The organism is Slackia equolifaciens, from assembly GCF_003725995.1.
Lineage (GTDB): Bacteria > Actinomycetota > Coriobacteriia > Coriobacteriales > Eggerthellaceae > Slackia > Slackia equolifaciens.
Genome location: NZ_QIBX01000001.1, coordinates 442224 through 458367, shown reverse-complemented (window position 1 = coordinate 458367; position 16144 = coordinate 442224). Strand labels below are relative to the sequence as shown.

Genomic DNA, 16144 nt, shown 5'->3' with positions numbered 1-16144 from the left:
CATGGCAGAACAGAACTACGTTCACAGTGTTATCGCATTGCCGGTTGAGCCTGAACTCGCCGATGCGATCGGCGCCCTCTCCATAGACTCCTACGACGGGGGCATCGCCCCTTCGGCCGCCGCGGGCGAGGATATGGCTCCAGACGCGCGTTTCGCCGAGCTCGAAAAGCGTGCGTCGGGGTACCTTTCCGAGGACGCCATGGAGCTGTTGCGCAAGGCCTACCATTTCGCCGACAAGGCGCATGCCGGGCAGCAGCGCAAAAGCGGCGAACCCTTCATCGCTCACCCCATTGAGGTGGCGCTTATCCTGGCTGATTTGCGCATGGACGTGGACACGCTGTGCGCGGCGCTGCTCCACGATACGGTTGAGGACACCGATGTGACCGTCGAGCAGGTGGCCGAGGATTTCAATCCCGAGATTGCCCAGCTGGTGCAGGGCGTGACCAAGATCACGCAGATTGCCGTGGAGAGCCTGACCGACGAGCAGGCAGCTACCATCCGCAAGATGTTCGTGGCCATGAGCAAAGACATCCGCGTCATAGTGATCAAGCTCGCCGACCGCCTGCATAACATGCGCACGCTTCAGGCGCTGCCCGAGGACCGCCGCATCTTCAAATCCCACGAAACGCTCGAGATCTATGCGCCTATTGCTCATCGCCTGGGCATCGGCTCCATTAAATGGGAGCTTGAGGACCTTTCGTTTTTCTACCTGGAGCCCGCCAAATTCAAGCAGATTTCGCGCATGGTGGCCGAAAGCCGCGAAGAGCGCGAGCGCTATCTGGCCAATGTGATCGAAACGCTTTCCGCCGAGCTTACGCGCCTGGGAATCAAGGCGCACATCGCGGGGCGGCCCAAGCATCTGTATTCCATCTACCAGAAGATGACCAAGCGCGGCAAGGGCTTCTCCGAGATCTACGACCTGATCGCCGTGCGCGCCATAGTTGAGTCGGTCAAGGATTGCTACTCGGCGCTGGGTGCGGTCCATTCGCTGTGGCATCCCATGCCGGGGCGCATCAAGGACTACATCGCCATGCCCAAGCTCAACATGTACCAGAGCCTGCACACCACGGTCATCGGTCCTTCCGGTCGTCCTCTTGAGGTGCAGATTCGCACCGAAGAGATGCACCGTATGAGCGAGTACGGCGTTGCGGCGCATTGGCGCTACAAGGAGAAGGGCAGCAAGGCCGACGCCGCATTCGACAAGCAGATTGCATGGCTGCGCCAGGTGGTGGAGCGCATGGAGGAGACGGACGATTCGCGCGAGTTCATGAGCGAGCTCAAGATGGACCTTGCGCCTACCGAGGTGTTCGTGTTCACGCCCACGGGCGACGTGAAGAGCTTGCGCGCGGGGTCGACGCCGGTTGATTTTGCCTACGCCGTGCACTCCGAGGTGGGCAACCATTGCGTGGGGGCCAAGGTGAACGGCTCGATTGTGCCGCTTTCGTATGAGCTGCAGACGGGCGATCGCGTGGAGATTCTCACCCAGAAGAGCGCCACGCCCTCGCGCGACTGGCTCAAGATGGTGAAGACGCCTTCGGCTCGCAGCAAGCTGCGCAGCTATTTCTCCAAGGTCAGCCGCAGCGACGATTTGGTGCTCGGTCGCGATAAGCTTGCCCGCGAGCTCAAGAAGCATGGGCTGGGGTTGGGCTCTACCGCCAGCATTCGCGCCCAGAAGGCCGTGGCTGAACAAATGGGTTACAAGGACGCCGATGACATGATGGTGGCCGTGGGCGCCGGCAAGGAAACGGTGCTGCACGTAGCGAACCGCCTGATCAAGATTCTTGCGCCCGAACCCGAGGCAGAGCCGCGTCCCGTGTCGAGCATCATGACCACGGGCACCATGCCGCCTATGCTCACCAATGCCAAGCGTCCTGCTGGCGCCGCCCGCAAAGGCAAGTCGTCCAACGGCGTTGTGGTTGCGGGTTTGGACAACGCTCTCGTGCGCCTTTCTCGCTGCTGCAACCCCGTGCCCGGCGACGAGATCATCGGGTTTGTGACGCGCGGGCGCGGCGTGTCGATTCATCGTGCCGACTGTCCCAACGCCAACGACCTGATGCGCGACAAAGGGCGCCTCATAGAGGTGCATTGGGAGGATTCCGCCGAGAGCGCCGCGTCGTTCCAGGTGGAGGTGTATATCGAGGCGCTCGATCGCCTGAACCTGCTGCGCGACATCATCAATACCATCTCGGACACCGGCGTGAATGTGATTTCGTCCAATACGGTCAGCCATTCCGATGGCATCGTCGAGATGCGCTATCTGTTCCAGGTGTCGCAGCTGTCCAACATTGAAAAGATTCTGGAATCGTTGCGTCAGATCGAAGGCGTGTTCGAAGCGCGTCGTATGCTGCCTGGAAACACTCCCCACGCCGGACGAGGCGGGAAGAAGAAGCATTAGACTTGCGCTCGGCTTGTGCCGTCGTCCACGAGTCTGTGCCCGCGAACTACCTGATAGGAGAGTCCTATGCGAGCAAACTGCAAGCGAATCATCACCGAAGGCACTGGTTGCGTGCCGGTTTCCGTGCTGACCATCGGAATGATGGACAACAACTGCATGATCGTCTCCGACGGCCGCGAGGAGGGTGCACCCGCTATGGTGGTTGACCCTGCGGGCGATGCGCAGGCCATCATCAAGGCGCTCGGATGGCTCAAGCTTGAGTACATCGTGTGCACGCACAACCATAACGACCACCTGATTGCCCTGCCCGAACTCGTCAAGGAGACGGGCGCCAAAGTGGTGGCGCATGTGGCCGACTGTGACATCATCGAGTCGGGCCAGCCGGGGTATTTCGGCAATTGGGATGCCGTGGCGCCTGTCCACGTGGATGTAAAGGTGAAAGACGGCGACACGATCAAGCTCGGCTCCCTTGAATTCGAGGTCATTCACACGCCGGGCCACACTAAAGGTGGCATGTGCGTGTATCTGCCGGGGTTTGACGGCAAGCCGGGCATCCTGTTCTCGGGCGACACGCTGTTCCGCGGTGCTACCGGGCGCGTGGATTTCGAGGGCGGCAGCGCGAAGGAGATGCGCGCAAGCCTGCGCAACAAGCTGGCGCCTCTGCCCAACGACACCATCGTATTCCCCGGGCATGAGGGCCTGACCACGATCGGTATCGAGCGCCGTCGCGTGATCGAGGCGTTCTAATTGCTTCTTTTGCGGTTGAGCCTGACGATTGTGCGTGGCCATGGTCGATCTAGGGGCTATCTGTATAAAGCCGTCGGGTTAATCCAATCTTGATGCATTTTCTTAACAAGTAAAATCTAAGTCAATTTTTTGTAAAATTACGCGTATCATAGAGGGTGCACGTTTTGGGCGCCCTCTTTTTTCGTGCGCCCTTGGATGCGGGTCGTATTTCTGCGAAGGTGGGGCTTTGGCCCGCGCCGTTTCGAAGGGAAGGGTGCCGTGAGCGTAGAACTGGGGACGTTTTTAGCCCATCTCATGACTAACCCCCTTATGGTTGCCGTCACGTTGCTCAACGTGGGCGTGATTATCGTCAATGGCGCAACCGATGCGCCCAACGCCATCGCTACGGTGGTATCCACGCGCTCTATGAAGCCTCGACCTGCGATTATTCTTGCCGCAGTGTGCAACTTCCTCGGATTGCTGGTGGTGTCGATGTTCACCAGCGCCGTGGCAAGCACCATCTTCAACATGGTCAATTTCGGCGGCGACAACACCGTTGCCATCGCCGCTCTTGCCGCTGCCATGGTTGCCATCATCGTTTGGGGAGGCGCCGCGTGGTACTTCGGCATTCCCACATCGCAAAGCCACTCGCTTATTGCGGGCCTTACCGGTGCGGCTATCGCCGCCATGGGCAGCCTCGACGCCATCAACTGGAACGAATGGGTCAAGGTCATCTACGGCATTCTGCTCTCGACATTTTTGGGTTTTGGTCTGGGGTGGCTCACCGCCAAGCTCATGGCGTTTTTCTGCCGCAACATGAACAGGCGCAAGGCCAACGAAGTGTTCCATTGGGGCCAGATCATCGCGGGAGCCGGCGTGGCGTTCATGCACGGCGCGCAGGATGGCCAGAAGTTCATGAGCGTGTTTTTGCTGGGCATCGCGCTTTCCGCGGGGCTGGGGCAATCGGCCGAGCTGGCCTTGCCCGTTTGGCTTATGGTGCTCTGCGCCATCAACATGGGCCTGGGCACCGCCATCGGCGGCGAGCGCATCATCAAAAACGTTGCCATGAACATGACGCACCTCGAGGTGTATCAGGGCTTTTCCGCAAGCTTCTCCGCGACGCTGTGCCTGATCCTCGCCACGTTCACCGGCATGCCCGTTTCCACGACGCACGTCAAGACCACTGCCATCATGGGCGTCGGCGCCGCCAAGCGCAAGACCGCCGTGAAATGGCAGGTGGCGATCGATATGGTTAAGACCTGGGTGCTCACGTTCCCGGGGTGCGGCCTGATCGGCTTTTTGATGGCGGAGCTGTTCCTGATGTTCATCTGACGTATGTCGCGGCGCAGGGGCTCCGATGCGGGCGGGCGCCGTTAGTTTGGTCTGACGCGACGGCCGTGCGCGGCGCGCTTCAAAGAGAGGATTTCCATGAGCCTTAAGTCACGTTTCAACTACTTCGATGCGTTCGAGAAGCAGGTCGACCTTGCCTGCCAGGAGGCCGAGCTTCTGATTGAGATCATCGAGAACTTCACGACATCCGATGCCGTGCTCCCCGAAATCACGCGCGCCCATGCCATCGAGCATGCGGGCGACGAGGTGTGCCATGAGGTATTCGAGGCTCTGGCGGTCGACTTCATCACTCCCATCGAACGCGAGGACGTGATCGCGATCACGCAGGGGCTCGATGACGTGGTGGACTACATGGAGAGCACCATTCAGCGTTTCTACATGTACAACGTGACGTCCATGCATCCGCGCGCCGTGGAATTCGCCCGTCTGCTGCTGAAGAGCTGCCAGGCGCTCAAGGCCGCCATGTGCGACTTCCGCGATTTCAAGAAATCCAAGAAGCTCAGCGCGCTGCTGGTCAGCGTTTCCGACGTTGAGGAAGAGGCGGACGATCTGTTCTTCCACGTGATGCGCGACCTGTATCTGCGCAGCGAGGAAAGCCCGGCGGATGTATTCATCTGGGACAAGCTGTTCCAGCGCCTTGAAAATACGGCAGACGCCTGCGAGCACGTGGTGGACACGATGCGCATGGTGATGCTGAAGAACGCATAGCCAAATCGCTCGCGCAACAAGCCGGAGCGTTTGCGCGATAAGCATGATTACACAACCAGAAAGGGCCCTTAGGGCCCCTTTCTTTTTCTATCGAACCAGGTTGTCAATCGCCCAAGCGAGCGCTTTGGCGCGTCGGGTTTTTTGGGCGAGCATCCAGAGCTTGCCGGCGTTATCGAGCTCCTGGCGCAGGGCTTCTTCGCGGCCGGGGGCCATCTCGTGCAGGATGGCTGCTTCATCTTCGGGCGTCACCTTGAGGTTCTGTTCATGAAAGATGGTTTCCAGGGCTATCTCGTCGTAGAGCTGACGCATGGCGCCGCGGCGCAGGTCGGCCTCGACCTCCTGCGGCTTCTTGCCCGTGCGGATGCGGTACTCGCGATAGGTTTCGCCGTCTTCTTCAAGTGCGGCGTGGAATGCCTTGTTCTCGCGGGCGAATGCCGCGCTCTCGAGCGTGGCGGAGACGGTGCCTGTCAGGCGCGCGCGCAGAGCGCGAAGGATGTGCTTCTCGAGTTTGGGCGAAACGGAGAGCAGGGAGGGGCTTGCGGCGCCCTCATCGGCATCGACGTACTTTGCCCTTTGGGGGGCAACCTCCGCGCGCAGCTCTTCAGTGAGTTCGATGGGCGTTTCCAAATCGAGCTCCATAGACGGGATGGGATGCACGGCTGCCGCGAACGCATAGGGCGCTCCCTCTTGGTAGGGCAGCGTCGAGCGCGTGGACGGCTCCAGCAAAAACGTCAGGCCAAGTTTGCGGATGGCGTGGTCGGTTGCCCGCGCCTTGACGGTTTCTTCCAAAAACACGCCCATCTCCATGTCGGTGAGCATGAAACGCACCTTCTCGAGGGCGGCTGCTTCGTCGGTGCCCAGCACGGTCGCCAATCGTCGATGCGCCCCTCGTGCAAACTCGGCCGCTTCTTCTACGGTGAGAGACCCCGAGAACTCAATGGGCATGTCGGACGGCTTTTCTCCGTCGGCATCATTCATCTGGGGCATCGTGATTTCCATAGGACCTCGATTCATGGGCTCTTCGCAAAGCGGATGGTGGCCTGATTGTATTGTTGAATGACGGGCGTTTGGCTGCGCATCGGGGCTTTTCATCGAAAGTGCGAGGTTGCCGCGCGGTGTTGGGCTGCTGCGCTATAATCCCTCGCGTTACACGATGAAGCCTGCGGCGCCGGCATGGGATTGATTGTGCTGCGCGTTTTGCCGCGGCTTATGAGGAGGCATGTATGCTCACTTCCGACCAGATTGGCGCCATTGCCGCTGCTCACGGGTTCGGCCCGGTGCAGAGCGAGCCGTTGAACGAGATCGACGGCGCAGCGCACGTGATGCGCCACGAGAAAAGCGGCGCCCGCCTGCTGTTTTTGGAGAACGAGGACGAGAACAAGGCGTTCTCCATTACGTTTAAGACGCCGCCCGCCGACAACACCGGCGTGTTCCACATTCTCGAACACTCGGTTCTGTGCGGCTCCGACAAGTTTCCGGTCAAAGAGCCGTTCGTGAACCTGCTCAAGACCTCGATGCAAACGTTTTTGAACGCGCTCACGTTCCCCGATAAGACCATGTATCCGGTGGCGAGTACCAACGATCAGGACCTGCTCAATCTGATGGATGTGTACATGGATGCCGTGCTGCATCCGATGATTTATGGCAAGCGTGCCATCTTCGAGCAGGAGGGCTGGCACTTTGAGCTGGACGAGGCTGAGGGCGACGCACCCGAGGCGCTGCGCTATAACGGCGTGGTGTTCAACGAGATGAAGGGTGCCTTGGCCGACCCCGATAGTGTGCTGTATCACGCGGTGAACGCGGCGCTGTTCCCGGGCACGTGCTACGAGTTCGAGTCGGGTGGGCATCCGCGCGCCATTCCGCAGCTGACCTACGAGGGGTATCTGGACACGCACGCACGCCATTACCGTTTGGACAATTCCTATATCGTGCTGTACGGAGACCTCGACCTTGACCGCGTACTGGGCTTTTTGGACGAGCGCTATCTTTCCGCGGCGGATTGCGCGCCGCGCACCGATGACGCTCCCAACGAGATTGGCATTGCCGCGCCGCATGTGACGCTGGACGTCGAGATACCCATGGATACCGCTCCTGAGAATGCGACGGTTGGCGTGGGCTACGTGATTGGCGAGGCGCGCGATTTCGAGCGCGTGTTGGCGGCGGACGTGCTGATGGATGCGCTCATGGGCGGCAACGAATCGCCCATCAAGCGTGCGGTGCTCGATGCTGGTTTGGGTGGCGATGCCACGGCGTATCTGCTGGATTCGCAGGCGCAGCCGGTTGCCATGTTCCAACTGAAGGGCGCGAAGCCGGGCGTCGCCCGCGCGTTCATGGAGCTTATCGAATCCGAGGCACGACGCCTTGCCGAAGAGGGCATCCCGCGCGATCTGCTGGAGGCATCGCTTTCGCAGATGGCGTTTGACCTGCGCGAACGTGACCGTGGTATGGCCGACGGCGTGCCGCTGGCGATGAACGCGCTGGCCGGGTGGCTCTACGGCGATGATATGGCTACCACGTATCTGCGCTACGAAGATGCGCTGGCGCATATGCGCGCCGGTCTGGACGGGCGTTATTTCGAGGACATTCTGGCGTCGCTTCTGCCGGAGAACGGCCACAAGGCGCTCGTGGACGTGGTGCCGCAGGAGACCGGTGGCGAGACCGAAGAGGCCGCCGAGCTCGCAGCGAAGCTCGCCTCGATGAGCAACGAGGACAAGGAGCGCGTGCGGGAGGATGTCGCCGAGTTGCGCCGTTTGCAGGAAGAGCCTGATTCGCCCGAGGCGCTGGCGACGCTTCCGCAGTTGCATGTGAGCGATATCGGGGCTGCGCGGCCTGACACGCAGGCGCAGCGCTTCGAGGGCGCGCCACTTGCGTGCCTGCACTACGACATGCCTACGCGCCATATCGACTACCTACGTCTGTATATCGATATCGACCACCTTGCCTGGGACGATTTGCCGTACGTGACCATTTTGTCCATGCTGCTGTGCCGTTTGGATACCGCGCAGCATACGGCGGCTGACCTGGATACGTATGCCCGCTCGCATCTGGGGAACTTGAGGTTTGCGGCGAACGTGTATGCTCCTGACGGGGCGCCTGATGATCTGTCGCTCAAGATGGTGGTGTCGGCGAGTGCCCTGTCCGAGGAGCTAGAGTATCTGGCAAACATTCCGCGTGAGATATGGGAAACCACGCGTTTTGACGATGCGGGTAAGATTCGCGATGTACTGGTGCAGCGCCGCATCGCCATGGAGCAGGCGTTCATGAATGAGGGCCATACGCGCGCCATTAGCCGTATGACCTCGTATTTCTTCAAGTCATGTGTGTTGCGCGAGCAGATGAGCGGCGTGGATTTCTATCTGTTCTTGAAGGATTTGATTGAACACTTCGACGAGCGGTTCGACGATTTCAAGGCGCGTCTCGAAGACGTGAGGGCGCGCGTGTTCTCGGGCGAGCGCGTGACGGCGAGCTTCGTGGGCTCGCACGAGGACTGCTCGAGGTTCTGGAAGCTTGCGGGAACGCTTGGCTTTGCTGCGGAGGGTTCGGCGTGCGTGTTGGGAGCCGATTCGGCGACAGAGGATGTCGAACGCTCGCGCATCGCCATCCCTGAACCCCAGGCTAAAGACGAGGCATTCGTCGTGCCCGGCGATGTGGTGTACGTGGCGAAGGGCGCCGACGTGTCCGACCTGGGCGCGTTCGATGGTGCATGGTCGGTTGCGTCCAACGCTCTTTCGTTCGACTACCTGTGGAACGAAGTGCGTGTGAAAGGCGGCGCGTACGGTGTAGGATTCCGCCGTGTGGCGGCGGGGCTTGCGCGTTACTATTCGTTCCGCGATCCGGCGGTTGACCCCACCATCAAACGCTTCGACGCGGCGGGGAAATGGTTGGCGGCGTTTGAGCCCGACATCGACGAGATGGAAGGCTACATCGTGTCCACGGTGGCGACGCATGATGCGCCGGTCAAGCCCAAGACGGCGGCGCTTCGTCAGGATGGTGCCTACTTCACGGGCAAGCCGACGGATTGGCGCGAAAAGACGCGCGAGCAGATTCTTGCGGCAACGCCCGAAACGCTGCGCGGTTTCGCACCGACGCTCGATGCCGTGGCGAAGAACGGTCACGTGTGCGTGTTCGGCAGCAAAGAGCTGATAGTCGCCGCGAAATCGGTCGACCTTGAGGTCACGGAGCTGTTCTAGCGCGAAATTCAGCTATACATAACCGAAGATTCAACAGGGCGGAAGCACCAAGCTTCCGCCCTTCTTGCATGGTGTGGCAAACGTGCGATTTGCCACAGAGGGCTTTACGCGACGTCGAGTCATTCATTAGAGTAACAGTTTGACTACGAGACTCAAAAGAGTGAACTTGAAAGAAGCGTTTCTGTCATGGTGGCGCGTGGTTTTTAGTGCGACAATGCGACAAGAAAGGAGGCGCTCATGGGCAACGTGTTTCGCGTGTTCGCGCGCGATGTGAAGCGCGTGGCAAAGGTGCCGGCGGCGTGGCTCGTGGCGCTGTTCCTCATCGTGCTGCCTTCGTTATATGCATGGTTCAACGTGATAGGGTTCTGGAACCCTTATGAGAATACGGGCAATTTGCGCATCTGCGTGGTGAACGAGGATGCGGGCACGCATGACGAGGTGCTGGGCGACCTTGACCTGGGCTCTCAGATTGTCGACCAGCTCAAAGACAACGATCAACTCGGATGGGATTTCGTCGATCGCGACCAGGCGATGCAGGCGGTGGAATCGGGCGATGCGTACGCGGCGTTCGTGATACCGCAGGATTTCAGCTCCGACATGGCCACGATTCTGACCGGCGATTTCACTGCGCCGAAGCTCGAATACTACGTCAATGAGAAAACCGGCCCCGTGGCGCCCAAAATCACCGATACGGGCGCAACCACGCTCGACACCACGGTGAACGACACCTTTGTGTCCACCGCGAGCGAGGCGGTGGCGAAGGGTATCGACGAATGGCTGGGCGATTCCAAAACCGACCTGGAAACCGCGCAGGGTGGCGCCATCGACCGCCTTGATGCGGCGAGCGGCGATGTCGCCGACGCGCGTGATGCCCTTGATGAGCTGGCGGCATCCGCCGAAGAGGCGCAAGGCAAGGCGGATGACGCCAAGCAGACGCTCGCCGACGCAAAAGCGCAGGCCGTACTGCTTTCTTCTGCGTTGGGCGACGTATCGGCGCTAACGGGCGAGGCTACGTCGGGAATCGTCAGCTTTTCAACCTCAATGGGCAGCGTGCTTGACCAAGGCTCGCTTCTATTGTCCCAATCATCGGCGCAAACGAACGCTGCCATCGGTCAAACGGCGTCGGGCATCGTGGCGGCGCAAGGCGATGTGGATGCCGCGATTTCGAGGGCGAATGCAGTGGTCCAGGAAAACGCCCAGATGGCGGAGGCGCTTGATGCCATAGTGGCGGGCTTGCCCGAAGGCGAGGGAAAGGATGCGCTCGCCCAGGCGGTAGCTTTGCTGCAAGGGGCGAACGACCAGGCTCAGCAGACTCTCGACGGGCTTTCTGTGCTGTCTTCCGATATCACCGGTACGGCAACGTCCGTCTCGGGTGCGTCGGGATCGGTCGATTCCGCTGTGCAGGGCACCATTGAGAGCGTGGACGGATTCCGCGCATCGTTGTCCAACGATACGGTGCCGTCGCTGAGCGCTGGCTTGGGCCAGATAGGCACCGCCGCCAACGGGCTTTCGTCCACGGTGTCGGGTCAGGTCGTGCTCATCGACCAGACGTCCTCGGCGCTCGACGAGCTCAAATCAACCCTTCAGCTATCCGCCGACGCGCTTACCCAGACGGACGATCTGCTGGCGGGCATCCAGTCTGATTTCGATACCGCCGCAACCGACATCAAAGCGCTCGGATCGTCGAACGCCATCCAGGAGCTTTTCGACGGCGACCTCGATCCGCAGAAGGTGGCCGACTTCATGATGTCGCCCACCACTGTGCAGACGGAAAAACTCTATCCGCTGAATGCGTACGGCTCGGCCATGGCGCCGCTGTTCATCAACCTGACGCTGTGGATTGGTGCGTTCATGCTGATGGTGATCATGCGCATCGAGGTGGACGGCGAAGGCGTGCCGGGCATCAAAGCGTGGCAACGCTATCTGGGGCGTTGGCTGTTGCTTGCGTTCATGGTGGCGCTTCAAGCCATCGTGTGCGTGACGGGTTGCCTCGCGATTGGCGTGCAAACCGCGAGCGTTCCGGCGTTCTATCTGACCGCCATCGGCGCGTCGCTTGCCTATCTGAGCATCCAATACGCGCTTTCCGGCACATTGCAGCATGTGGGCATGGGCCTTTGCATCATTCTGGTGTTTATCCAGATTCCTGCGGCCACGGGTCTGTACCCCATCGAGATGACCACGGGATTCTTCCAGGCGGTGTACCCGGCGTTCCCGTTCACGTACGGCATCAACGCCATGCGTGAGGTCATCGGCGGGTTCTACGACGGGGCATGGCTGCACGACATGGGCGTGCTGGCGGCGTTCTTCGTCGCGTTCATGGCTATCGGCCTTGCCGCGCGCCCGTATGTAGCCAATCTCAACCGCCTGTTCGCGCGACAGCTCGAGGAAAGCGACCTGATTAACAGCGAAGCCGTGCAGCTGCCTGAGCGGCGCTATCGCCTTGCACAGCTTATCCGCGTGCTGTCCGACCGCGATGAATATCGCGACGCCATCAAAGCGCGTGCGACCCGCTTCATGAAGATGTATCCGCGCCTCAAGGCGGGTGCGCTCGTGCTGGGCGTGGCGGTTCCCGTTGCCGCCATGACGGTGCTCGCGGTCACGCAGGCCGAGAAGGTGGTCATGCTCACGGTGCTGCTGGCGTGGTTCGTGCTGCTGGTGGGCTTCTTGATCGTGGTCGAATACGTGCGCGATAGCCTGGTCAGGCAGGCGGCGCTTGATTCGATGACCGACGATGAGGTGCTGTCGCCGTACGTCGATCGCAGCAAGGTGGAGCGCTGGCACGACAGCGAGGCCAAGGTTGCCCATCACGCTGCGCACGCACCGGGTTCGCCGATGGCGCGTCCTACGGTGAACCCGGTAATTCCCCGCGGCAAGCATGCCGCCGGGCAGAAGAATCCGCCGAAAGGAGGCGTGCGATGAAAAATATCTGGCGCCTCTTCGTAGGCGATCTCAAACGCATGGGCAGCAACGTGGTCACGGTCATCATCGTGTTGGGCCTGGTGGCGCTGCCGTCCATATTCTCATGGTACAACATCATCGCGTGCTGGAATGTGTTCAACAACACGGGCAACCTGACAGTGGCCGTGGCCAATTCCGACGAAGGTTATCAGAGCGATCTGGTGCCCATCCGCGTGAACATCGGCGACCAGGTGGTGTCGGCTCTGCGTGCGAACGACCAGATGAAATGGGAGTTCACTGACGAAGAGGACGCGATTGACGGCGCCAAATCGGGTAAATACTACGCGGCGGTAGTCATCCCCAAGAGCTTCAGCCGCGACATGATGACGTTCTACACCGGCGACGCGCAGCATGCGAGCATCGTGTACTACACCAATGAGAAGAAGAACGCTATCGCGCCCAAGGTGACCGATCAGGGAGCCGACCAGATATCTACCCAGGTGAATCGCGTGTTCGCTGAAACGCTTTCCGAGGCAGCGCTGGGGATCTCTTCATCGCTGATGGACTATCTGGATTCCGCCGACGCAAGCGGCGCCATTGCGAAGCTGGGTGACCGCGTGGGGTCGGTAGGCGAGCAGATGACGCAGGCATCGCAGGTTTTGCGTACGTATTCCCAGGTGATGGGCACGGCGGGTGCGCTGGTGGAAGATTCCGGCGACCTGATCGCTCAGGCGCGCGCTTCGGCGGGCGATGTGGCGTCGGAGGCCGGAGAGGCCAAAGATGCTGCAGGAACGGTGACGGGTGCGCTGGACGATGCCACCGGCGCTCTTTCGTCGGCAATAGAGCAAAGCTCGGCGGGGTATGGGGCCGTGGCCGATTCCGTTGACGCGGCGTTCGATTCTGCGGGCGCGCTTGCGTCGGATTCCGCCGATCAGCTGCGCTCCCAGGCATCTGCAATCGACAGCCAGATCGCGAATTATCAAGATCTAGCGGCGCAGTTGGAGACCATCAAGGCCAACCTGCCCGAAGAGGACCAGGCGGCGGTCGATGCCGTGATTGCGCGCCTGAATTCGTCCATCGAGCTTCAGGGACAGCTGCGCGATTCGCTGAATTCGGCCGCCGATTCCATCGAGGCGGGCAGCTCGGACACGCAGGCAAAGCGCGACGAGGTCAAGCAGCTGGCGGCGCAGGCGCAGGAAAGTCTGGCGGGCGCGAAGGCCGATTACGATTCCAACCTCAAGCCTACGCTGCAGCAGCTGGCCAGCGACGTGGGGGATGCGAGCACGTCGCTGGCGGCAATAGGGTCGCAGCTTGATGCTGCGGCGGGCGACCTGACGGGCGCGACCGATTCCGTGGCGGGCAAAGTGGATGCTGCGCAGCAGGGGCTCGATGACGCCGCCGACCAAATGGAAGAATCGGGCGCCAACCTCACCGAGCTCTCGCAGGATATCTCGAAGGCCTTGGCGTCCAACGACACTGAGGCGCTGCGCAAGGTGATAGGCAGCGACCCTTCAGCGCTCGCGACGGCGCTTTCGGCTCCGGTGCAGCTCGATCGGCATGCGGTCTACCCGGTGGAGAACTTCGGTTCAGCCATGGCGCCGCTCTATACCACGCTTGCGCTGTGGATCGGCGCGCTGCTCATCATGGTGGCGCTCAAGGTGAACCCGTCGCAACGCACGCTGGAGGGGCTCGACAATCCCACGCCGCGCCAGCTGTTCATCGGTCGCTTCGGCGTGGTGGCCGTCATCTCGCTCATGCAGAGCACGTGCGTGTGTCTGGGCAACCTGTTCTTCCTGCGCGTGCAGGCTAACGAGCCGCTTTTGTACCTGCTCATCTTCTGGGTGGCTGGGCTGGTGTTCGCGTTCATCATCTATACGCTGGTGGCATCGTTCGCCAACTTCGGCAAGGCGCTTTCGGTGTTTTTGCTGATCATCAAGGTGTCGGGCGGCGGTGGAAGTTATCCGCTGCAGCTGCTGCCGCAGTTCGTGCAGGACGTGAGTCCGTATCTGCCTATCACGCACGCGGTGAACGCCATGCGTGCCGCGCAGTTCGGCGTGTATCAGGGCGATTTCTGGGTTCAGCTGGGCACGCTCGCGCTGTTCACCCTGCCGTTCATTGTGCTGGGGCTGGTGCTGCGCAACCCGCTTATCAAGCTGGTGGGCAAATTCGTGGAGAAGGTAGAAAGCACCAAGGTGATGTAGGGAAGCGGGCGGCGTCTCGGCGGCGTATCCTGCACCTTCTCTGTTGTTTTGCGGGAATTTGCATTCATGGTGTTAAAATACCGCGTTACGTATAACGCCATGTCACGCGTGATTCGCGCGCTAGAAACGAAGGACGCACATGCCTTACAACGCACCCGAGGGTACCGCCGATATGCTGCCTGCCGCCGCACGACTGTGGCGACAGACCACCGATACGGCTGCCAAACTCTTTTCTACGTATGGATACGAGCCCATCGACACGCCTCTTTTCGAGCTGACCGAGGTATTCACCCGCGGCATCGGCGAGGCCACCGACGTAGTGGGCAAGGAGATGTTCGTGGTGCGCAGCGGCGAGAACTACAAGCGCGCGCTTGCCGCCGGCGACGATTCGGGTCTGAAGTCCAAGCAGAAGCTGTCGCTCCGCCCCGAGGGCACGGCGGGCGTGGTTCGTGCCGTGGTGCAGCATAACCTGGTGGAGCAGGGTGCCGCCCCCGCCAAGCTGTTCTATGCCGGACCGATGTTCCGCGCCGAACGTCCGCAGAAGGGTCGCCTGCGTCAGTTCCATCAGATCGGCGCCGAGTGCCTGGGCTCCACCGAGCCCACGGCCGATGCCGAGATGATCATCATGCTGATGCGTTTCTTCGAGCGCATGGGCGTGCCGGCGAAATCCATGCAGCTGCTGATCAACTCCATGGGCGATGAGCACTGCCGCCCCGCCTATCGCGAGAGCGTGCGCCAGTACATTCTGGACCACGAGGGTGAGATGTGCGAGGAGTGCCGTCGCCGCGCCGATACCAATCCGCTGCGTGCGTTCGACTGCAAGAACGAGACGTGCGCGCATGTGATGGCGGGCGCCCCCAAGATTACCGACCATCTGTGCGACGATTGCCGCGAGCACTATGAGGCCGTGAAGAGCCTGCTGGATGCCGCTGGCATTAAATACATCGAAGACCCCACGTTGGTGCGCGGCCTTGACTACTACACGCGCACCGTGTTCGAGGTCCAGGTGACCGAGGGTATGGGTTCGCAGAGCGCCATCGGCGGCGGCGGCCGTTACGACAAGCTGGCCGAGGCCGTGGGCGGCCGTCCTACGCCGGGCCTGGGTTTTGCGCTGGGCTTCGAACGCATGGTTCTGGCGCTTGAAGCGGCAGGTGCGCTTTCCGACACGCCCAAGCGCGTGGACGGCTATATCGCCTGCGTGGATGACTCCGTACGTCCTACCGCGTTCGACCTGCTGTGCGCGGCGCGCGATGCAGGCCTCACCGTGGAGATGGACCACCAGGGCAAGAGCCTGAAGAGCCAGTTCAAGATGGCTGACAAGCTGGGCGCGCGCCACGTATTCGTGCTGGGTCCTGACGAGTTGGCCCAAGGCAAGGCGCGCGTGCGCAACATGGCTTCGCACGAGGAGCGCCTGGTGGATATCGCTGCGGCGCGCAAGCTTTTGGCGCACTTCGGCGGACAGCCCATGGGTGCGGCGAGTACGCCCGTATCCCTCGACGAGCTGTTCTCATCCGAGAATCTGTAGGCGTCGGCGCGAACGTCGCTGAAGGGCCTTTCGGGTTCGGACGCACGTTTCGCTGTCGGCGCCGCCTCCTGCGCCTTCCGCGCATCGAAGGCGCTGCGGCCGCATTGCGCTGCCGCGTTTGGGCGTGGATGCATGAATGAGCCGCCTGCTT

9 protein-coding genes are annotated in these 16144 nt (G+C 61.1%); 8 read left to right on the top strand and 1 reads right to left on the bottom strand.

The genetic code is table 11. The features are described 5' to 3' along the window. The first annotated feature begins 1 nt into the window (after position 1). The 4 genes from DMP06_RS01825 (at position 2) to DMP06_RS01810 (ending at position 5179) form a co-directional block, all read left to right on the top strand. Complete coding sequence (locus DMP06_RS01825) at positions 2–2395, top strand: RelA/SpoT family protein (protein ID WP_123208024.1); 2394 nt, start codon at positions 2–4, stop codon at positions 2393–2395. Between the two features lie 66 nt (positions 2396–2461). After that, positions 2462–3142: an MBL fold metallo-hydrolase gene (locus tag DMP06_RS01820; protein WP_123208023.1), complete on the top strand. Its 681-nt coding sequence runs from the start codon at positions 2462–2464 to the stop codon at positions 3140–3142. Between the two features lie 258 nt (positions 3143–3400). Continuing rightward, positions 3401–4453, top strand: a complete 1053-nt coding sequence (locus DMP06_RS01815) for an inorganic phosphate transporter (RefSeq protein WP_123208022.1) — start codon at positions 3401–3403, stop codon at positions 4451–4453. 96 nt (positions 4454–4549) lie between these two features. After that, positions 4550–5179, top strand: coding sequence for a DUF47 domain-containing protein (locus DMP06_RS01810; RefSeq protein WP_123208021.1), 630 nt, complete (start codon positions 4550–4552; stop codon positions 5177–5179). 87 nt (positions 5180–5266) lie between these two features. Here DMP06_RS01810 and DMP06_RS01805 read toward each other — a convergent pair whose 3' ends face one another. Then, positions 5267–6178, bottom strand: coding sequence for a trigger factor (locus DMP06_RS01805; protein WP_161957792.1), 912 nt, complete (start codon positions 6176–6178; stop codon positions 5267–5269). Positions 6179–6402: 224 nt separating this feature from the next. On the opposite strand from DMP06_RS01805, the gene DMP06_RS01800 reads away from it, so the two are divergent. The 4 genes from DMP06_RS01800 (at position 6403) to hisS (ending at position 15993) form a co-directional block, all read left to right on the top strand. Continuing rightward, positions 6403–9369 (top strand): insulinase family protein, encoded by a 2967-nt coding sequence (locus DMP06_RS01800; protein WP_123208019.1) that lies wholly within the window; start codon positions 6403–6405, stop codon positions 9367–9369. 237 nt (positions 9370–9606) lie between these two features. After that, positions 9607–12288 carry a YhgE/Pip domain-containing protein gene (locus tag DMP06_RS01795; RefSeq protein ID WP_123208018.1) on the top strand — a complete coding sequence of 894 codons (2682 nt, stop codon included), beginning with the start codon at positions 9607–9609 and terminating at the stop codon, positions 12286–12288. Continuing rightward, positions 12285–14468: a YhgE/Pip domain-containing protein gene (locus DMP06_RS01790; protein WP_123208017.1), complete on the top strand. Its 2184-nt coding sequence runs from the start codon at positions 12285–12287 to the stop codon at positions 14466–14468. Before DMP06_RS01795 ends, DMP06_RS01790 begins: the two co-directional genes overlap by 4 nt. A gap of 139 nt (positions 14469–14607) precedes the next feature. Next, positions 14608–15993, top strand: coding sequence for a histidine--tRNA ligase (gene hisS / locus DMP06_RS01785; protein ID WP_123208016.1), 1386 nt, complete (start codon positions 14608–14610; stop codon positions 15991–15993). The last annotated feature ends 151 nt before the right edge of the window (positions 15994–16144 follow it).